The organism is Streptomyces sp. NBC_01571, assembly GCF_026339875.1.
Classification (GTDB): Bacteria; Actinomycetota; Actinomycetes; order Streptomycetales; family Streptomycetaceae; genus Streptomyces.
Window position 1 is genome coordinate 2,594,029 of sequence record NZ_JAPEPZ010000001.1, and the last position, 19,879, is coordinate 2,613,907.

The window sequence follows — 19,879 nt, forward strand, 5'->3', positions numbered from 1 at the left end:
GCCACCTTCCGCCGAGTAGATGGCAATATCGCAGCAGAAGCGGCCTGACAGCAGGCGCACAGCGGCGCACGGTGCGGGGGCGGACCCGGTGGTCTAGAGCGGTACGCGCAGTGCTCCGTCGATGAGTTCGGCTGCCTCGGCCGTGCCCGCACAGCCGCTGCGCACCAGGTGTTCGCGTACCGCGCGCAGTCTGTCCCGCAGCCGTTGGGACTCCATTCCGCGCGCCTGCTCGGCCATCTGGACGGCGGTGGCCACCGCCTTGTCGGCATTGCCCTGGCGCAGCTCGATCTGGCTCAGCATGGCGAGCCGGTGCACCCTCCCCCGGTCGTGCGCCGGGGTGTCCACGGCCGCGGCGGCGTGCGCGGCCGCGGCCACCAGGTCACCGAGGCTGAGCAGCGCCTCCGCCACTTGTACGTTGACCAGACCTGGCTGGACATAGCCGGTCTCGTCGGGCTCGTAACCGCGCCGGATCCGCTCGGCGGCCTGCTCTGCGCGCCGGATGCAGGACAACGCGCTGCTGCCGTCGCCGAGGTGGGCGTACGCCTTGGCCTGCATGGCGTAGAGGTCGGAGGCGAGCGCGGGGGTGATGTGGCGTCCGGCGGCGCGCAGCGCGGCCTCCGCGAAGGCGACGGACTGCCGGTACTCCCGCATGAACAGCGACTGGTTGACCAGCAACGCTATGACGTAGGCGCCCAGCCCACGGTCCCCGCTGGCCTTGGCCAGCCGCAGCGCCTGGTGGAAGTAGCGCTGGGCGAGCCCGTGCGCGTCGGAGTCGTAGGCGCAGATACCGGCGACGGCGACGAGGCCGCCCGTCGCACGGTGCAGTTGGCGGCCGGTGGCGTCGGTGTAGCCGCCGCGCAGCAGGGGCGCGGTCTCGGCGTTGAGGAAGCCGACGATCCGGGTGCGGGTCGCGACGCCGCCGGCCTTGCGGTACATCTGCTCGTAGTGCGCGCGGGCCGAGCGCAGCATCTCGATGTCGGCCATGCTCACGTGATGGCGCCCGCCGCGCGAGACGTCCACGTCCTCGGGCGGGTTCTCCCACTCCCACACCGGCATCACGGCGGGCGTACCGGTGACGGCCGGTGCGCCGAGGATGTGCGGGCGCTGCTGTTCGTCGGAGCGCCACAGGGCGGTGGCCCGCTCGACGAAGCCGGAGAGGGAGGTGGCGTGCGGAGCGGACGGCTCGCCCGGTACGCCGAGTCCGATGTCGTCGAGCGTGACGGGCCGGTGCAGGCGCGCCGCGAGCACTTCACAGATCAGGTCGGGCACCTGGCCGCGCGGGCGCTGGCCCTTCAACCACCGCGCCACGGCCGTGTGTTCGTACCTGAGGGCGAGGCCGCGTGCCCTCCCCGCCTGGTTGACATGGGCCGCCAGTCCCGCGTGCGAGATGCCGGCCTCGTCGAGAATCGCGTCGAGGAGAGTGTTGGGCTGCATGAGGGCCCCCCGGGTGGCTCGGTGCCGTCGGTGCCGTGCCGTCGCTGCGGTCGGCGTCGTCAGGGTAGTGCGTCCCGCTTCACACGGGGTGTGAACGGAATGCCCGTATCCGTGCCGTGCGCGCGCTGTCGCGGTGTGTGCCGGGCCGGTTGACTGAAATGCCTCGCAAGAGGCCGGCCGGGCCGCCGGCTCCCCCTCGTACAGTGCGGCGGCCCGCTACCGCGCCGTCCGCCCAGCCGCCTGCCCGACACTCCGTGGCGGGGCGGACGGCTCCGCCGGCTGTACGGCGTCATGGTGACGGTCCGTCAACTGCGAGCGTCTCGTGGCTCGTCACTCGGTCCCGGCGTCCGCGACACCGCTAGCGGGGCATCTGATGAGCGACCGGGCGGTCCTGCCGCACGGGGGTGCGCGGGCGGTCGTTGCGCAGAACCAGGACGGCCACGTCGTCGGCGGGTCTGCCGCGCGTGTGGCGCAGCAGCCCCTTGAGAACACTGTGCAGGACGAACTGGGGTGCGGCGGGCTGGATCCGGACGGCTTCGGTCAGCGCGCTCGACAGCGGGAAGAACCGGCCGTGGCCGTCGCGTGCGTCCTCCACGCCGTCGGTGTGCAGGAACAGCCCCTCGCCCGGCAGCAGTCGACCGCAGTGCACGAGGGTCAGCTCCGCCGGGAGCGGGAACGGCCCGAGCGGCGGCAGGGGTTCGGCGGCCGACAGCCGCTCGACGCGGCGGTGGCCGCCCGCCGGTGCGGCGTGGCCGGGCAGCAGATACGGCCAGGGGTGACCGCAGTTCAGCGCATAGATCTCGCCGTCCCGGCGGATCTCCAGCAGCAGTACGGTGACGAACTCCTCGGCGACCGGGCTCTCGGGGTCCGGGCCCGCCGCGGGGTGCTCGGCCTTCGCCCGCTCGCTCAGATGCCGGGCCAGGGCACGCTCCAGACGCCCGAGCACACACCCGAGTGAGGGCTCGTCGTGCACCGCCTCGCGGAAACTGCCGAGGACGGCGGCGACGGTCCCGAGCGCGCCGAGGCCGTGCCCGCGGACGTCACCCATGACGACCCGCACCCCGTGCTCGGTGGCGATCACCTCGTAGAGATCACCGCCGATGTTCGCGCCGCGGTCCGCGGAGAGCTGGGCCGCGGCGACGTTCAGCCCGTCGACGCGCGGGGGCGGCGGGCGCAGCAGCACGCTCTGGGCGACGCCCGCGACCTCGCGGACCTGTCTGAGTTCGCGCAGGAGCGTCCACCTGACGTGGAGTATCAGTCCCGTTCCCACCACCAAGAAGACGGCGCTGGACGCCATCCGGGGCCCCAGCGCGTCCTGCTGGCCCAGCGGACAGGTCATCCTGTACGTGATCGCGATCGCGCCCCAGACGGTGGGCAACCCCAGACTCAGCGCCCGCCGCAGGGGCGGTCGGTCGGCCCGCCGGACCGACCGGTCGAGATCGCCGCGCAGGCCGACGCCCGTCCGGGCGGGCCCTCGCGCATGCGTCCGGAACCGCGCCCTGCCGGGGGCCCCAGCCTTGATACGGATCATGCCGATGGCCCCCTAATAGGCCCGACAGCGCAGACGGCCTCCGTGAGACCGGTCCGATTCTGTCGACCGCATACCCCGATCGGGCCACAAGGCCCGAACTTCCCACCCGAACGAGTGAGGCACTTCCCCTCGCGTGCATTTATGCAGGTGACCGCCCTCGCGGTGGCCCTGCGCGGGGGGGGCGAGGGCAGGGGGGCGCAGCCTGTCGGGTGCGGGTGGTTCGTGGCTGGTCGCGCAGTTCCTCGCGCCCCTGAGGGGCGGGTCCAGCACCCCGGGTGGATCAATGGGCGTACATCGGGCTGCCCACCCAGCTGGGCAACACGCCCCGAAAGGCGGGCGGGGAACTGCGCGACCGGCCACGAACCACCCGCAGCCGATCAAGGACCCGCAGTTCCCCGGCGCACCCCGCGGAGCTAGGCCCGCAACACCGCCCCGACCCGCTCGCCCGCGAGGGCCACCGCCGCGTCCCGGGCCGCCGACGCCTCGTCGACGGTCAGGGTGCGGTCGGCGGCGCGGAAGCGCATCGCGTAGGCGAGGGACTTCTTGTCCTCGCCCAGCTGCTCGCTCTCGTAGACGTCGAACAGCCGGATGGACTCCAGGAGGCCGCCCGCGCCTTCACGCAGCGCCGCCTCCACCTCCGCGTGCGGAACGCCTCGGTCGACGACCAGGGCCACGTCCTGCGTGGCGACCGGGAACCCGGAGATCCGCGGCGCCTGCAGGACCCCGGCGCCCGCCTCCTCCAGCCGGTCGAGGTCGAGTTCCATCGCACAGGTGCGCCCGGGCAGGTTCAGCGCCTTCAGCACGCGCGGGTGCAGCTCACCCGCGTGACCGATGACCCGCTCCTCGCCGTCGAGCACGACGGCCAGCTCGGCGCAGCGGCCCGGGTGCCACGGCCCGTAACGGCCCGCGCGGACGACGAGCTCGGCGCCCGCCTCACGGGCGACGGTCCGTGCCGCCTCCACCGCGTCGGCCCAGTCGGCCGGACGGCCCTTGCCCCACCAGCCGGCCTGCTCACGGGCGCCCGTGAGGACGACCGCGACGTGCCGGGGCTGGACGGGGAGGGTGGCGGTGAGCGCCGCGATCTCCTCGTCCGTGGGACGCCGGTCCACCGGGAGCCGGGAGGCGACGCGCTGTTCCCCGCGGGGGTGGAAGACCAGTCCGGTCTCGAACAGCGCCAGGTCGTGCGACCCGCGGCCGTCGTTGCGGCGCAGCGCGCCGAGCAGGCCCGGCAGCAGCGTCGTACGGAGGGCCGGCTCCTCGTCGGACAGCGGGTTGACGAGCGTGACCACCCGGCGGTTCGGGTCGTCCGCTTCCAGACCGAGCTGGTCGAAGACGTCCTCGCTGAGGAACGGGTAGTTCAGGGTCTCGACGAGTCCGGCTCCGGCCAGCGCGCGCCCGACCCGGCGGTGCAGCCGCTGGCGCTCGGTCAGACCGCGGCCGGCGGGCGGCCGCGGCAGCGTGGAGGGCAGGTTCTCGTAACCCTCCAGGCGGATGACCTCTTCGGCCAGATCGTTCGGCGCCATCAGGTCGGGTCGCCAGGACGGCACGGTGACGATCAGTTCGTCCTGCCCGTAGACGTCGCAGCCGACCTGCTGGAGACGGCGTACGACGGTCTCGCGGCCGTAGGCGACACCGGCCACCTTGTCCGGGTGGTTCGCCGGGGCGGTGATGGTGTGCGGCGCGGACGGCGTGATGACCTCGGTGACCCCGGCCTCGGCGCTGCCGCCCGCGAGGAGGACCAGCAGGTCCACGGTGCGCTGCGCGGCGGCGGAGGAGGCCTGCGGGTCGACGCCCCGCTCGAAGCGCTTGGACGCCTCGGAGGCCAGCTTGTGACGGCGTGCGGTGCGGGCGATGGAGACCGGGTCGAAGTGCGCGGCCTCGATCACGACGTCACTGGTGGCACGCGTGGTGTCCTCGTGGTCGGCGATCTCCGTGTCGGCACCGCCCATGACGCCCGCCAGGCCGATGGGCCCGCGGTCGTCGGTGATCACCAGGTCCTCGGCGTCGAGGACCCGCTTGGTGCCGTCCAGCGTGGTGAGGCGCTCGCCCCGCTCCGCCCTGCGCACGCCGATCGTCCCCTGGATGAGCGAGCGGTCGTACGCGTGCAGGGGCTGGCCGAGCTCCAGCATCACGTAGTTCGTGACGTCGACGGCGAGCGAGACGGGACGCATCCCGGCCTTCTGCAGCCGGCGCCGCAGCCAGATCGGGGAGCGTGCCTCGGAGGACAGGCCGGTGACGGTGCGGGCGGTGAAGCGGTCGCAGCCGAGCGGCTCGGAGACCTGCACCGGGTAGCCGAAGGCGTTCGGGGCCGGTACGTCGAGCAGCGCCGGGTCGCGCAGGGGCAGCCCGTACGCGATGGCGGTCTCGCGGGCGACACCGCGCATCGACAGGCAGTCGCCGCGGTTGGCGGTGACGGCGATGTCCAGGACCTCGTCGACGAGTTCCAGGAGCTCGATGGCGTCGGTGCCGACCTCGTGCTCGGGCGGCAGGACGATGATGCCGCCGCTGCCGTCGTCGCCCATGCCCAGCTCGTCGCCGGAGCAGATCATGCCGTGCGACGTCCTGCCGTACGTCTTGCGTGCGGCGATCGCGAAGTCGCCGGGCAGGACGGCGCCCGGCAGGACCACGACGACCTTGTCGCCGACGGCGAAGTTGCGGGCGCCGCAGACGATCTCCTGGGGCTCACCGGTGCCGTTGGCGGTGCCGACGTCGACGGTGCAGAAGCGGATGGGCTTCTTGAAGCCCTCCAGCTCCTCGATGGTCAGCACCTCGCCGACGACGAGGGGGCCCTTGAGGCCCGCGCCGAGCTGCTCGACGGTCTCGACCTCGAGGCCGGACGAGATGAGCTTGGCCTGGACGTCGCGCCCGGTCTCCGTCGCCGGCAGGTCGACGTACTCCCGCAGCCAAGAAAGCGGGACCCGCATCAGATCTCCATCCCGAACGGCCGGGTGAACCGGACGTCACCCTCGACCATGTCTCGCATGTCTTCGACGTTGTGGCGGAACATCAGCATCCGTTCGATGCCGAACCCGAAGGCGAATCCGCTGTACTTCTCGGGGTCGACGCCCGCGGCGACCAGCACGCGGGGGTTGACCATGCCGCAGCCGCCGAGTTCGATCCAGCCCTCGGAGGAGCAGGTGCGGCAGGGCCGGTCGGGGTTGCCGACGGAGTCGCCGCGGCAGACGTAGCACACCATGTCCATCTCGGCGGACGGCTCGGTGAACGGGAAGAAGTTCGGGCGCAGCCGGGTCTTCATGTCGGAGCCGAAGAGCGACTGGACCATGTGGTCGAGGGTGCCCTTGAGGTCGGCCATGGTCAGGCCCTCGTCGATGGCCAGGAGCTCGACCTGGGTGAAGACGGGCGTGTGCGTGGCGTCCAGCTCGTCGGAGCGGTACACGCGGCCCGGGCAGATCACGTAGACCGGGGGCTCGCGGTCGAGCATCGAGCGGATCTGCACCGGCGAGGTGTGGGTGCGCAGCACGATGTTCGACTCCTCTTCGCGGCCCTTGGGGCCCTTCACGAAGAAGGTGTCCTGCATACCGCGCGCCGGGTGGTCCGGGCCGATGTTCAGGGCGTCGAAGTTGAACCACTCGGCCTCGACCTCGGGGCCCTCGGCGACCTCGTAGCCCATGGCAACGAAGACGTCCTCGATGCGCTCCGACAGCGTGGTCAGGGGGTGGCGCGCTCCGGCCGGTACCCGGTCGTACGGCAGCGTGACGTCCACCGCCTCCTCGACCAGTACCCGGGCGTCACGCTCGGCCTCCAGCTCGGTCTGGCGGGCGGTGAGGGCCTTGTTCACGGCGCCGCGGGCCTGGCCGACGAGTTTGCCGGCGGCGGCCTTGGCGTGCGGGGGCAGGGCGCCGATCTCGCGGTTGGCGAGGGCCAGCGGTGAGGTGCCGCCGGTGTGGGCGACCTTGGCCTCCTGGAGCGCGTCGAGGTCACCGGCGGCGGCGAAGGCGGCGAGCGCCTCGTCCCGCATGCGCTCGATCTCTTCCGGTTTCAAGGCCTCGACCTCTACAGGGTCGTACGACTTATTCGGTGCCGACATCTCTTCCCGTGCTTCCGGTTGGCTGGCGGATGGTCCCCGTCCCGACTCGGGGGACGCGCATCGTCCCTGAAACATGAAACGGGGACGCAAAGGTGCCAAAGGCCGAGTCTAACGGGGTGGGAGGCCGTGCCGGACTGCGTGTCCCGGCCGGGCTCCCCTGCGCGTGCGCCCGTGGGGCCTCGTCGGCGTTACAGCAGATACGCCGGGGTGCTCACGGGCAACGTAAATCGGAACTCGGCGCCGCCGCCGGGGGCGCGGCCGACCGTGATCGTACCGCCGTGGGCTTCGACGATTCCCTTGACGATGTACAGCCCGAGGCCCGTGCCGCCGCGCTTGCTGCCCCGCCAGAAGCGGGTGAAGACGCGGTTCATGGATTCCTCCGGGATGCCGGTGCCCTCGTCGCTCACGGTCACCGAGGTGGCGGCGTGCGCGGCGGTTGCGGCGGTTGCTTCGTCCTCCCGCTCCCGCGGGGACGCCGAGGGCGTGATGTCAATGGTGACGGTTCCCTCGCCGTGGCGCACCGCATTTTCGAGCAGGTTGCTGAGCACCTGGTCGATCTTGTCCGGGTCGGCCCACAGCGGGGGCAGCGGCTGTTCGATGCGCAGCAGGAAACGGTCGGCGGGCTGGCCGGAGGTGACGTAGGCCTGGATGTGGCGGCCGACGGCCGCGCCGATGTCGACGGGCTGGCGGCGCACCTCGAGCCGCCCGGAGTCGATGCGGGAGATGTCGAGCAGCTCGGCGATGAGGCGGGTGACCCGGTCCGCGTCGGCGTCCACCGTCTCCAGCATCAGCTTCTTCTGGTCGTCGGTGAAGCGTTCCCACTTGGCGAGCAGCGTGGCGGTGAAACCCTTGACGGAGGTGAGCGGGGAGCGCAGTTCGTGGGCGACCGTGGCGATCAGTTCGGCGTGGCTGCGCTCGGTGCGGCGGCGGGCCTCGGTGTCGCGCAGCGAGACGACGACGCGGCGGACGGGCCCGGTGGGCCGGCCGCGGACGTACCGCGCGGAGACCAGGACCTCGCGTCCGCCGGGCAGCAGCAGGTTGCGTTCGGGCTGGCCGACGCGGATCGCGAGCCCGCCGTAGGGGTCGGTCAGCTGCCACCACCGGCGGCCTTCGAGATCCTCGAGCGGGAGGGCCGCTTCCAGCTGCCGGCCGAGGGCCTCGGACGCGGGGACCGCGGTGATGCGGGCGGCGGCGGCGTTGAAGGAGATCACCCGGCCGTGCTCGTCGGCGACGACGAGTCCGTCGGGCAGGTCGTCGGGGTCGACACCGAGGCCGGCTCCGAGTTGCTCCTCGCCCCGGGGCGCGGGCGCGTCGCGCACGTCCCGTGCGCGCGGTGCGCCGTTCGCACCGCTCGTGCCGACACCCATCCCCGTATCCCACCTCTCGTCTGGCGGTGGGGGCACCTCCCTGCTCGAGCGAAGCCGAGAGCTTGGGGGAGGTCCCCCGAGCCCGTCACCCTACTAGCCGTCAGTGACGGAGCGGCACCCTCCGGAGGCACGCTGTGCACGGGCGGACGCGTAGAGACATACGGCGGCGGCGGTCGCCAGGTTCAGACTCTCGGCCTTTCCGTGGATCGGGACGCGCACGACGGCGTCGGCCAGCGCGCGCGTCTCCTCCGGGAGCCCCCAGGCCTCGTTCCCGAACACCCACGCGGTGGGGCCGCCCATGGTCCCCCCGTCGAGCTCGTCGTCGAGGTCGTCCTGCCCGGCGCCGTCCGCGGCGAGGATCCGTACACCGGCGGCCTTCAGCCCCCGTACGGCGTCCTCGACCGGGATCCCGACCGCGACGGGCAGGTGGAACAGGGATCCCACGGAGGCCCGTACGGCCTTGGGGTTGTACAGGTCGACGGAGGCGTCGGTGAGGACGACGGCCTCGGCACCCGCGGCGTCCGCGCACCGCAGCACGGTGCCGGCGTTCCCGGGGTCGCGGACGTGCGCGAGGACCGCGACGAGCCTGGGCCGTGCCGCGAGGATCTCCTCGAAGGGGGTGTCGAGGAACCGGCAGACGCCGACGAGGCCCTGCGGGGTGACGGTGGTCGAGATGTCGGCGATCACCTCCTCGTCGGCGAGGTGCACACGGGCGCCGGCCTCGCGGGCGTCCCCGACGATGTCGGCGTAGCGCTCCGCGGCTTCGGGGGTGGCGAACAGTTCGACGAGCGTGGGGGTCGCGTCGACACGGTGGGCCGCCGCCTCGCGCACCGCCTGCGGGCCCTCGGCGAGGAACAGCCGCTCCTTGCCCCGGAAGTTCCGCCGGGCCAGCCGCCGCGCGGCGGAGACGCGGGGCGACCGCGGGGAGATCAGCTCGACGGGGGCGGCGGGCATGGGGTCACCTCAGGGGGTCTACGAAGGGTGGAACGACGGTCCGTGCTGCGGGCCCGCGGGCCGCGGGGTGTACGAGCGGTGTACGAGCCGCGGGCTGCACCTTTGCGGGAGGGCGGGTGGCCGGGCGGCCCGGCGGCGGGGTGACCGGACGACCGGCGACCCGACGTCACAGAGCCACGGAGCCACGGAGCAGAGAGCCACGCACCGAAGAACCGCGCACCGAACACGGCCCACCGAAGAACCGAGGGCACCCCGCGGGGAGGACGGCACGTCTCCCCCGCCGAACCCGCGGAGCGCGAACGCACAGGGACCCGCAAGCCGTGAGGCAAGCGGGTCCACAGATACGTCCGGCTCAGGCCAGTACGAGCGTCACGCGGCCTTCGGCGCGTTGACGTCCGCCGGCAGCGCCTTCTGCGCGACCTCGACGAGCGCGGCGAACGCACCGGCGTCGTTCACGGCCAGCTCCGCCAGGATCTTGCGGTCGACCTCGATGTTCGCGGCCTTCAGACCCTGGATGAAGCGGTTGTAGGTGATGCCGTTGGCGCGGGCAGCGGCGTTGATGCGCTGGATCCACAGCTGACGGAAGTCGCCCTTGCGCTTCTTGCGGTCGTTGTAGTTGTAGACCAGGGAGTGGGTGACCTGCTCCTTGGCCTTGCGGTACAGGCGCGAACGCTGACCGCGGTAGCCGCTGGCGGCTTCGAGGATTGCCCGGCGCTTCTTGTGGGCGTTGACTGCCCGCTTGACGCGTGCCACTTGTTAACTCCTTGTAGCGGGGCCGCGGTGATGGTCACACGGCCCGAATTCGATTGGGTCCCGGTCCTGACGTACGGCGGCGAGGCGCCCGTACGTCACTTGCCGAGAAGCTTCTTGATCTTCTTGGCGTCGCCCGGGGCCATCTCGGCGTTGCCGGTCAGGCGCCGCGTCAGACGGGACGACTTGTGCTCGAGCAGGTGGCGCTTGCCGGCGCGCTCACGGAGCACCTTGCCGGAGCCGGTGATCTTGAAGCGCTTGCTGGCACCGCTGTGCGACTTGTTCTTCGGCATAGCGCCGTTCTCTCCTCGTCAGTGGCGTTCCGGTGCCCGGTCGCGAAACCGGGCACGGTGGAACGTCATGTCTGTATCGGTTGGCATCCCCTGACTCGTCTCCCGGGAGGTCCAGGACTCTCGTCCCGGGCTCCCCGGAGCCTTCGCCCTGGGATCAGGCCTCGGCGGAAGCCTCGGCCGGGGCCTCGGCGGTCTCGGCCTCGGTGATCCCACCCTCGGTGGTCTCGCCCTCGGTGGTCTCGCCCTCGGTGTCGGAAATCTCACCGTCGGCGGCGTTCTGCGAGCGACCGGGGTTGGCCTTCGCTTCGGCCTTGCGAGCCGCCTGGGCCTCACGGGCCTCGGCCATCGCCTCGGTCTTCTTCTTGTGCGGACCGAGAACCATGATCATGTTTCGGCCGTCCTGCTTCGGGTTCGACTCGACGAACCCGAGGTCCTCGACGTCCGAAGCCAGACGCTGCAGCAGTCGGTAGCCGAGCTCCGGCCTGGACTGCTCGCGACCGCGGAACATGATCGTGATCTTGACCTTGTCGCCCTGCTTGAGGAACCGGACGACGTGACCCTTTTTGGTGTCGTAGTCGTGCGGGTCGATCTTCGGCCGGAGCTTCATTTCCTTGATGACCGTGTGCGCCTGGTTCTTGCGCGCCTCACGGGCCTTCATGGCCGACTCGTACTTGAACTTCCCGTAGTCCATGAGCTTGCAGACCGGCGGGCGTGCGCTCGCCGCCACCTCGACCAGGTCGAGGTCGTACTCCTGCGCAAGCTCCAGGGCCTTGGCAAGCGGAACAATCCCGACCTGCTCGCCGCTGGGACCGACAAGTCGCACTTCGGGAACGCGAATCCGGTCGTTGATGCGGGGCTCGGTGCTGATGGATCCTCCTCGGTAGCACCACACGGCGGTCTGGCGGACAGCCGCGTATGTCTCTGATGACAATGGACCAACCGCCGCGGCACATGAAAAATGCCCCGGACGGGACACAGGCGGGGCTCCATGGACTACCGGAGCACCGCCGCGGTCAACCGCGGGGCGCACTTTCGGGCGACTCCACCGTCCGTACGGAACGGTGGTGGCCGCCTGACCGGGTGACCTGCCGTCCCGGAGGACAGTCAGGTGGGAGATCGGAGCCTCCACTTGTGGGCCGAGCACATACATGTCCGGCCGGTCGTTACACAAGGTTAGCAGCTCGGGCCGATATCGGCTAACCGAGGCCAACTGGGGCGGGCGACCGCCCGGGACCTATCGTGTGGGGCATGAGTGACACCCCTCCCCAGAACCCCGACTTCGACAGCATGACCCGCGACATCGCCGAGGTCCCCGCGGTCGAGGTCCTCGTGACGGTCGCGGTCAACCTGATGAGCGCCGCCGCCGTGAAGCTCGGTCTGACCGAGGAGGGCGACAAGTACAAGGACCTCGACGAGGCCCGGAAGCTGATCCACGCGCTGGCCGGACTGCTCGACGCGAGTGCCACCGAGATCAGCTCCTTCCACGCGTCCCCGCTGCGCGACGGCCTGAAGTCGCTCCAGCTGGCGTTCCGCGAGGCGTCCCTGGTCCCGGACGAGCCCGGCCAGGGCCCCGGCGAGAAGTACACGGGCCCCGTCTACGGCTAGTCCGTCCCCTCCCTTACCGCTCTCCGCCGACGCACGTCCTGCCGCTCTCCGGCGACGTGCGTCCTTCCACATGCGCGTGTCGTTCTACGGACGTACGTACAGGGGCTCGCCGGGTGGCGTCGTCCCGGCCGGCAGCAGTGCCAGGTCGAGGCCGCGCACCAGGCGGGCCCTCAGTGTCTCGTCGGCGGCCAGCCGGCCCGCGACCGCCCGGGCGGCCTCGGCCGGTGTCGCGGAGGCGTCCAGGACGAGCGCGAGGGTGCCGTCCGCCCGGCCGGGGCCGAGGTGGGCACGCACGACGGCGGGCTCGGCGGCCACGGCGGCGCGTACCGCCTCGACCACGGCGGGATCGGCGAGCGGGTCCGCCGAAGTGCGCCCTTCGGCGAGGGCCAGCAGCGCGGACCCGGTCAGCTCGTAGGGGACGGGGCCGGCCAGGTCGAGGACGAGCGTGTCGGCCTTCTCGTGCGCGGCGGCCTGCAGGGCCTGGTGCAGGGGTACGGCGACCGGGCGCGCCGCGGGGTCCCAGCGGGCCAGCGTCTCGGTGGACGTGAAGGCGGGCAGGGCCGTACGGCCTCCGGCCTTCAGGGTCGGCACCGCCATGTCGCTGGTCTTCTCGTGGCGCAGTCCGTTCTCGTCCTCCTCCACCTCGCCGAGGACGGCCACGACGGGCACCAGCAGCCGGGCGCCCTTGAGCGCCTCCAGGACCGGGCCCACGGCGGTGCGGTCCTCGGCCCAGGCCGCGAGCGCCGCGCTCAGCCGGGGATCGGTGGAGCCGTCGTCGTCGGGGAAGCCGGAGTCGGGAATGTTCTTGTTCGCCACGGTCCCCGACCCTATCGGGGGGATGCTGCTGCGCTTGTGCGGCCCCGGAAACCTGGTGGTGACAGCTCTCACCGGATTCTCAGCTCCCGCTGACACAGCTTTCACGCACGCCTAACGCCGGGCACAGCCGAGGCCTCGAGCATCGCGGGATGGCCCCTCACAGAGCTCGTCGGCGGCGCGCCCGCCCCTCCTCCGGACGAAGGACCGTCCTGTACGCGGTGGTGGCGTCCGCCGTGCTCGTCGGCGGTACCGCGGCCGGAACCGTGTACGTGAAGGCACAGGCGCACGACGGCGGTGGCCTCGTATCCTCCTCCTCGGCGGCGTCCGGCGCGTCGCCGACGGCATCGGAACCGACGAGCGGGGAGGCCTCGGTGGAACCCGTCACGGAGCCCTCGGTGGACCGCACCGCGCTGCTCACCAAGGGGATGGGGGCCGTGACCGTGCCGCCCGGCGCCAAGGTGTCCGTCGCGGTGCTCGACCTCGACTCCGGGGAGAGCGCCGCGTACGGCGCGGGAAGCTTCGACACGGCGAGCATCGTCAAGGTCGACATCCTGGCGACGCTGTTGCTCCAGGCGCAGGACGCGGACCGGCGTCTGACGGCTCAGGAGAAGACGTACGCCACCGCGATGATCACCGACAGTGACAACGCGTCAGCGTCCGCCCTGTGGGACACCATCGGGCAGGCGCACGGTCTCGACGCGGCGAACGACCGCTTCGGCCTGAACGGCACCGCGGGCGGGGACGGCGCGCTGTGGGGGCTGACCCGGACCACGGCCCCGGATCAACTGGCCCTGCTCCAGCAGGTGTTCGGGGACGACTCGCAGCTCACCGAGGCTTCGCGGACGTATCTCCAGGGGCTCATGGGCGAGATCGCCGCCGACCAGCGGTGGGGGGTCTCGGCCGCGGCCGACGGATCCGGGTGGGCCCTGAAGAACGGGTGGCTGCCGCGCAGCACGACGGGGCTGTGGGACGTCAACAGCATCGGGCGGATCACCGCCGCCGGCCACCGCTATCTGGTGGCGGCCCTGACCGACGGCAACTCGACCAAGGCGAAGGGGATTTCGCTGGTGGAGGCGGCGGCACGGGCGGCGGTCTCCGCGTTCTCCGCCACCTGAGTCCGCGGAGCGGCGCTCGGTCCCTGGAGCGGTGCCTCGGCGGAGCCGTGCCTCAGCCCCGGCCCCTGGAGCGGCGCCGCAGTCCCTGGAGCGGTGCCCCGGTCCCGTGGCCTCTCCACAGCAGCACCGCGGCGGCCAGCAGGACCACGCCCGCCCCGCCCGCGACCGGGCCCACCCAGCCGGAGGCCTCGTGGTCCTCCCGGGGTGCGTCGGGGCCCGCGCCGAAGTACTTCCGGCCGTACGCCGCCGGGTGCAGGTCCTCCCCCTTGAGCCGCCCGGCCGCCTGGATGGCGGCCGCGGGGTCGATGAAGCCGAAGCCGCGGGAGTCGTCACGCCCGCCGTCGGGAGCGTTCCGGGCGGTGTCCTCCAGGAGCTTCTTGATCTGCGCCGGGGAAAGGCCCGGGTGGGCCGCCTTGATGAGCGCGACCGCGCCGGAGACGAAGGCGGAGGCGGCACTGGTGCCCCAGCCCTCGTAGTACCTGTCGTCCGGGTCGGCGATGACGACGTCGACACCGGGAGCGCTGACGGTGGCGTACCAGCGGCGGGTGGAGAACGAGGCGTGGGTGCCGTACCGGTCGACGGCCGCGGCGGCGATCACGCCCGGGTAGGCCGCCGGGTAGGAGATGTGGTCGCCCTTCTCGCCGCCGTTGCCGGCCGAGGCGACCACGGCGGCGCCCTTCCTCAGGGCGTACTGGACGGCGGCGTCCTCGGCGGGCTCGGGGTGGGCGGACTTGGAGTCGTCGCCGAGGGAGAGGTTGATGACGTCGGCGCCGTGGTCGGCGGCCCAGCGGATGCCCTCGGCGAGGGCGTTGCCGCGGGTGCTGCGTGCTCTCGTACGGGAGGAGTCGCCGTCCTCGAGGATGACGCGGACGGGGAGGATCTTCGCCTCGGGTGCGATGCCGAGGACGCCGTCACCTCGGCCCGCGCCGTGTCCGTGACCCGCGATGATCCCCGCCATGGCGGTGCCGTGCCGGGCCCACGCGCGGTCACCGCGGTGTGCTCCGAAGCCGACCATGTCCTTGCCGGGGAGTACGTTGCCGGCCAGGTCAGGGTGCTGGTCGTCGACGCCCGTGTCGAGGACCGCGACGGTGATGCCGCTGCCCTTGGTCGTGCGCCAGGCCTGCTGGGTGTGCATGGCGTCGAGGGCCCACTGCTGGGCCCGTATGCCGTCGGCGTACGCGGTGGTGGACGGGAGCAGCGCGAGGGAGGCGGCCAGCAGGACACCGAGGAGTGCGGCCCGGCGGGTGGGGGTGCGGGTCATGACGGCTTCTCCGAGGCCGAGCCGACGGTCCTGCGCAGGCTTCGCTCGACGCGGTCGGCGAGGCCCTGCGCGTCGTTGCCCAGGCCGGCCTGGGCCGGGGCCGTCGTCGCACCGGGCTTCACGGCCTCCGCGGCGGGCTGCGGGGCGGTGACGATGCGTCCGTCGGCGAAGCCGGAGACGGCGTAGACGACGACGGGGGCGTCGGTGAGGACCGACACCGTCCAGGACGCGCGCTGGGCGTCGCCGAACCCGGCCGCGACGGTGTCCTTGACGGGGTACGGACGGGGCATCAGGTCGGTGCGCCGGTCCAGTCCCTGCTGCTGGAAGCGGGCCTTCAGGGATGTCATGGTCGCCGCGTCCGCCTTGGTGAACAGCAGTCCCACGGTGGTGACCTGACTGCGTGTCACATCGGTGTAGGTGGCGCGCAGCAGCCGCAGACAGCCGACCGGAGCCAGGGCCTGGCGCAGGAGCGGGTCGAAGGCGTCGGCGCAGCCGCTGTCCGGGGCGACGGCGATACGGGTCCAGGTGCGGTCGGCGCCGCCGGGTCCGGCGCCCTGGCCGTCGACGGTGGGCGGGAAGAGCTGGTCCACGGGCACGCTGTGCCACAGGCCGCCGGCCGCCGTGAAAGAGCTGAGCGCGCCGTCCGCGCCCGCGCTGTCCCCGGTGAGCCAACTCCCGGTCACCGCACCGCCGATGAGCCCGAGGCCCAGCACGAGACAGGCCGCGGCGGCGACGAGCCGGGGCCGGGTGCGGATCCGGGTGCGGACGGGGCGCAGGCGCGTGGTGGCCTGGTCGAGGGGGTCATAGCTGTCGAAGGTGTCGAAACCGCCGAAGCCGTCGCTGGTCCCGGGCTCCGCGAACGACACGAAGGGGCGTCCGGTGCCCGGCGCCGGGCCGGCGGGGGTGGCGGGTTCGGCGGGCGTACGCCCCGGGGTGGGCCGCAGCCGTCCGGTCGTCTCCGTGATCCCGTCGTCGGGCACGCCGGACCGCGGCGCGGCGGGTGGCGCGTCGGGGAAACGGGCGGAGGCAGGGGGCGGGGGCGGGGGCGGGTTCGTGGGGGCGGTACGGCGGCCGGGGACGCGCGGACGGACCGTCTCGCGGTTCGGGGCCGGGGCACGCGGGGGTTCGGGGGTGTGGGTGACACTCGGCGCTGATGCTGATGCTGACGCGGAAGGGGAAGCGGACACGGAAGGGGACAGGATCTCCGGGGAGGACCCGGTGGGCCCGGAACCCCCCGTGGACCCGTCGGAGGCCGAGGGCCCGGAGAACCCTGCGGACCCCCAGATCCCCGTGGACCCTGTGGACCCCGAAGCCTCCGGGGTTCCCGAGGCCGCCGAAGAGGGGTCCGGAAGGAGCCGGAAGGGCCGTGACGACGTACGGGATCCGCCGTCCGCGTGCGGGCCGGCGTCCTTGTGGGCGCCCGACGCCAACGTCCCACGGGAGCCGGACGCCTCGTCGACGGCGGAGCCGCCCGGTGTCTGTCCCCGGAGGTCACCGCCGGGGCGCGGGACGGTCGCCGGGGGCGGTTCCTCGGGGCTGGGCAGCGACCAGGGCTCCCCGCCCACGGGTTCCGCCGGACGGGGTCGCCAAGTGGCCCCCGTAGGAGGGTGGTCGGGGCGGGGCGGCACCGCGGAGCTCGTCTCGGGGGACCGCTCGGGCCACGGCGGGGCCGCCGGACGCTGCGGCATCGCTTCCCCGCCGGTGGGCGAGGTCCCGGACCCGGGCGGGGCCACCGGACGACCGGGCCCGGCGTCTTTTTGCGCGCCGGCCCGAGGGGGCGTCGCCGGCCGGGGCGGCACCGTGTCCGCCCGCGCCGGGTACCGCTCGGTCAGGAACGGGGCGGCGTCCCGGCTCTCGGAGGCACGCTCGGCACGTCCCGGTCGCGCCGGTCGGAAGAGCCCCGCGTCACCCGGCTCCGGTGACCGCTCCGGACGTGACGGACCGGCGTCCCCGCTCTCGGGGTCGCGCTCGGAACGGTCCCGGGGCGTCCGTCGGAAGAATCCCGCGTCGCTCGGCCCGGACGACCGCTCCGGGCCGGACGCCGGTGCGGCCGGCGGGCGGTGTGCCGCGGTGCCGTGGTCCGTGCGGGACCCGGCCTCTTTGTGAGGCGCCGTCCCTGCGCCCGTCGCTGTCGTTTCGGGAGACCCCGTCCCTTCGGGAGTCCGGTCCCCCTCGGGGGATCGGCCCGTGGCGGGCGGCTCTTCCGGGCGGGGTGGGACGGCCGGGCGCGGCGGGATGGAGGCGCGACGCGCTTCCGTGCTCATGCACCCCCCGTTTCCTCGTGCCCGGGCAACCGATCAGGACCGGAGTCCGCCGGGCCGTCCACCTGTACGTAAGGGACCACCCCGGCGACTCATCCGTCACGGGACACGCATACCCGCGCCGACGGACCGTCATCCCGGGCAGGCGCCGCCCGGACAAGGTCGCTCGCCCCTCGTCCGCGTCACTCTACGGGTTGACGTGGGCCTGGAGGGAACCAGTCCGAGACCCCGGGGCATCTGCCCGGAACGTCCCCCTACCCTGCGGTAATCGAGTCTGGCAGGCTTCGGTCATGACTGCCCGCGCCGCAGACCGGGCCCGCTTCGACCGGGCCACCGCTCACCTCGACGCCCCTCTCGCGATCGTGGACCTGGAGGCCTTCGACGCGAACGCGGACGACCTCGTCCGCAGGGCCGGCGGAAAGCCGGTCCGGGTCGCCAGCAAGTCCGTACGCTGCCGGGCCCTGCTCGAACGCGTCCTGGCCCGGGACGGCTTCGCGGGAATCATGTCCTTCACCCTCGCCGAGTCGATCTGGCTGGCCCGCTCCGGTTTCGACGACGTCCTGCTCGCCTATCCGTCGGTGGACACCGCGGGGTACGCGGAGCTGACCGGCGACCCCAAGCTCGCCGCCGCCGTCACCGTCATGGTCGACGACCCCGCCCAGCTCCGTCTCATCGACGAGGCCCGCCGGGGCGGCACCGAAGTCGTGCGGGTCTGCCTGGAGTTGGACACCTCGCTCAAGCTGCTCGGCGGCCGGGTCCGGGTCGGGGCGCTGCGCTCGCCGCTGCACTCGGCCGAGCAGGTCGCCGAGATGGCGCGGGCCGTCGTCGGCCGGCCCGGCTTCGAGCTGGTGGGGATCATGGCGTACGAGGGCCACATCGCGGGCGTCGGCGACGCCGTCGCGGGGCGGCCCTTCCGCTCGCGCGCCGTCAGGCTCATGCAGGCCACCGCCCGCAAGGAGCTCGCGGGGCGGCGCGCCGAGGTCGTCCGCGCGGTACGCGCGGTGGCGCCGGGCCTGGAGTTCGTCAACGGCGGGGGCACCGGCAGTGTGCAGCAGACGGCCGCCGAGGACGCGGTGACCGAGATCGCGGCGGGCTCCGGGCTCTACGTTCCCCGGCTGTTCGACAACTACACGTCCTTCAGCGGACGTCCCGCCGCGCTCTTCGCGCAGCCCGTCGTGCGCCGGCCCGGTGTCGGGGTCGTCACGGTGCTCGGCGGCGGCTATCCGGCCTCGGGGGCGGCCGGTCCCGACCGGCTCCCGGTGCCCTACCTTCCGGAGGGGCTGCGGTACGACCCGCAGGAGGGGCCGGGCGAGGTGCAGACCCCGCTGCTCGGCTCCCCCGCGGACGACCTGCTCATCGGTGACAGGGTGTGGTTCCGGCACGCCAAGGCCGGGGAGCTGTGCGAGCGGTTCGAGGCGCTGCACCTGGTGGAGGGCGACGAGGTGACGGCGACCGTACCGACGTACCGCGGAGAGGGCCGGACCTTCCTCTGAGGCGCGGGACCGCTACCGGGAGGGGCCGATGCTGCTGCCCACTCCCCCGCCGGTGCCCGCGTCGCCCGTCGGCCGGATCCCTTCGGTGATCCGGTCCATGTCGGCGAGCGGCGGTCCGTCGGCGCCGGCGTCGAAGGCGAAGCGGACGATGACGGGCGACTCCGAGCCCACGCTGGAGGCGAACGCCAGCGACTCGACGTATCCGCCCGGTCCCACCCCGGTCCGGACCCGCCAGCGCACCAGGTAGCCGGCGCGGCCCGCGACGGCGACCGAGCCCGCTTTCAGGAGCCGGTGGGACGTGATGCCCCGGAAGGGGCGGCTGCCGAGCACGTCACGGTCGTAGGCGGTGTTCGCGGCGTCGTCGATGTCCTGCTCGGCGAGGGCCTTCGGGGAGCGTTCGGAGTTGGCCGTGACGGTGCGCGAGACGACCCTGCCGTGGCGGCACAGGCCGGGGTCGCCGGGGCAGTCGTACGTTCCGGGGGTGGTCATCACGAGGTCGTCCTCGGCGACGTCGCCGGGTGCGACCCAGCCCTTGGGCAGCGGCAGCGTGATGCCGTTGAGCTCGTCCACGACGACGGACGCGCCGCCGGAGTGCGGTGCGGCGGAGGAGGCGCCGGTCGGGGGGAGCGCCCCCGGAGGTGCGGAGGGGGTGGCGGGCGGTGTGGTCCGTGCCGCCGCGGCGCCCCCTCCGTCGTCGCCGAGGACGAAGACGCCCGTGACGATCGAGGTGACGAGTACGGCTCCGGCGGCGACGAGCGCCACGGCCCTGGCGCGGCCGGGGCCGTGGCCGGCCGGTTCCGGTGGGGCGAGGGGCACCGGGACGGACCCGGGCTGCCGCCGGTGATCGGTCCACGCGGTGCCGTCCCACCAGCGCTCGACGAGCGGGTACGACGGGTCGCGGTACCAGCCGGGCGGGGGCGTCATGCTCATCCCCGCACTCTAGGACGCGCC

16 protein-coding genes are annotated in these 19,879 nt (G+C 73.1%); 3 read left to right on the forward strand and 13 right to left on the reverse strand.

Features of this window, described 5'->3' with window-relative positions:
• Nucleotides 1–93: 93 nt before the first annotated feature.
• The 9 genes from OHB41_RS11720 to infC form a co-directional block, all read right to left on the reverse strand.
• Nucleotides 94–1,434, reverse strand: a complete 1,341-nt coding sequence (locus OHB41_RS11720) for an NsdA family TPR-like regulatory protein (protein ID WP_266697831.1) — start codon at nucleotides 1,432–1,434, stop codon at nucleotides 94–96.
• 358 nt (nucleotides 1,435–1,792) lie between these two features.
• Entirely contained in the window at nucleotides 1,793–2,965 is a 1,173-nt protein-coding gene (locus OHB41_RS11725) for a PP2C family protein-serine/threonine phosphatase (protein WP_526024910.1), read from the reverse strand.
• 413 nt (nucleotides 2,966–3,378) lie between these two features.
• Complete coding sequence (gene pheT, locus OHB41_RS11730) at nucleotides 3,379–5,889, reverse strand: phenylalanine--tRNA ligase subunit beta (protein ID WP_266697832.1); 2,511 nt, start codon at nucleotides 5,887–5,889, stop codon at nucleotides 3,379–3,381.
• Nucleotides 5,889–7,013, reverse strand: a complete 1,125-nt coding sequence (gene pheS, locus OHB41_RS11735; RefSeq protein WP_266697834.1) for a phenylalanine--tRNA ligase subunit alpha — start codon at nucleotides 7,011–7,013, stop codon at nucleotides 5,889–5,891. Before pheS ends, pheT begins: the two co-directional genes overlap by 1 nt.
• A 188-nt stretch (nucleotides 7,014–7,201) precedes the next feature.
• The gene (locus OHB41_RS11740; RefSeq protein WP_266697836.1) at nucleotides 7,202–8,380 is read right to left on the reverse strand and encodes a sensor histidine kinase; all 1,179 of its coding nucleotides are present in this window, start codon (nucleotides 8,378–8,380) and stop codon (nucleotides 7,202–7,204) included.
• Between the two features lie 93 nt (nucleotides 8,381–8,473).
• A complete protein-coding gene (locus tag OHB41_RS11745) occupies nucleotides 8,474–9,334 on the reverse strand; it encodes a TrmH family RNA methyltransferase (protein ID WP_266697838.1) in 861 nt (286 codons plus the stop codon).
• 369 nt (nucleotides 9,335–9,703) lie between these two features.
• A complete protein-coding gene (rplT, locus tag OHB41_RS11750; RefSeq protein ID WP_148007733.1) occupies nucleotides 9,704–10,087 on the reverse strand; it encodes a 50S ribosomal protein L20 in 384 nt (127 codons plus the stop codon).
• 95 nt (nucleotides 10,088–10,182) lie between these two features.
• Complete coding sequence (gene rpmI, locus OHB41_RS11755; protein WP_003947156.1) at nucleotides 10,183–10,377, reverse strand: 50S ribosomal protein L35; 195 nt, start codon at nucleotides 10,375–10,377, stop codon at nucleotides 10,183–10,185.
• A 154-nt stretch (nucleotides 10,378–10,531) separates the two neighbouring features.
• Nucleotides 10,532–11,269, reverse strand: a complete 738-nt coding sequence (infC, locus tag OHB41_RS11760) for a translation initiation factor IF-3 (protein ID WP_266705789.1) — start codon at nucleotides 11,267–11,269, stop codon at nucleotides 10,532–10,534.
• 356 nt (nucleotides 11,270–11,625) lie between these two features.
• On the opposite strand from infC, the gene OHB41_RS11765 reads away from it, so the two are divergent.
• Nucleotides 11,626–11,982 carry a DUF1844 domain-containing protein gene (locus OHB41_RS11765; RefSeq protein WP_168527253.1) on the forward strand — a complete coding sequence of 119 codons (357 nt, stop codon included), beginning with the start codon at nucleotides 11,626–11,628 and terminating at the stop codon, nucleotides 11,980–11,982.
• Between the two features lie 84 nt (nucleotides 11,983–12,066).
• Here the strand turns inward: OHB41_RS11765 and OHB41_RS11770 are convergent, their stop codons facing one another.
• Nucleotides 12,067–12,798 carry an SseB family protein gene (locus OHB41_RS11770; RefSeq protein ID WP_266697844.1) on the reverse strand — a complete coding sequence of 244 codons (732 nt, stop codon included), beginning with the start codon at nucleotides 12,796–12,798 and terminating at the stop codon, nucleotides 12,067–12,069.
• A gap of 149 nt (nucleotides 12,799–12,947) precedes the next feature.
• Between OHB41_RS11770 and OHB41_RS11775 the strand changes: the two genes are divergently transcribed.
• Nucleotides 12,948–13,913, forward strand: coding sequence for a serine hydrolase (locus OHB41_RS11775; protein WP_266697846.1), 966 nt, complete (start codon nucleotides 12,948–12,950; stop codon nucleotides 13,911–13,913).
• Nucleotides 13,914–13,965: 52 nt separating this feature from the next.
• On the opposite strand, the gene mycP is transcribed toward OHB41_RS11775, so the two are convergent.
• Both mycP and OHB41_RS11785 read right to left on the reverse strand, forming a co-directional pair.
• Entirely contained in the window at nucleotides 13,966–15,174 is a 1,209-nt protein-coding gene (mycP, locus tag OHB41_RS11780; RefSeq protein ID WP_266697848.1) for a type VII secretion-associated serine protease mycosin, read from the reverse strand.
• On the reverse strand, nucleotides 15,171–16,154 hold the full coding sequence (locus tag OHB41_RS11785) for a hypothetical protein (protein ID WP_266697850.1): 984 nt from the start codon (nucleotides 16,152–16,154) through the stop codon (nucleotides 15,171–15,173). The genes mycP and OHB41_RS11785 overlap by 4 nt, the downstream gene beginning before the upstream one ends.
• 1,571 nt (nucleotides 16,155–17,725) lie before the next feature.
• Between OHB41_RS11785 and OHB41_RS11790 the strand changes: the two genes are divergently transcribed.
• The gene (locus tag OHB41_RS11790; protein ID WP_266697852.1) at nucleotides 17,726–18,928 is read left to right on the forward strand and encodes an amino acid deaminase/aldolase; all 1,203 of its coding nucleotides are present in this window, start codon (nucleotides 17,726–17,728) and stop codon (nucleotides 18,926–18,928) included.
• Nucleotides 18,929–18,940: 12 nt separating this feature from the next.
• Here OHB41_RS11790 and OHB41_RS11795 read toward each other — a convergent pair whose 3' ends face one another.
• A complete protein-coding gene (locus tag OHB41_RS11795) occupies nucleotides 18,941–19,858 on the reverse strand; it encodes a DUF2510 domain-containing protein (RefSeq protein ID WP_266697854.1) in 918 nt (305 codons plus the stop codon).
• Between the last annotated feature and the right edge of the window lie 21 nt (nucleotides 19,859–19,879).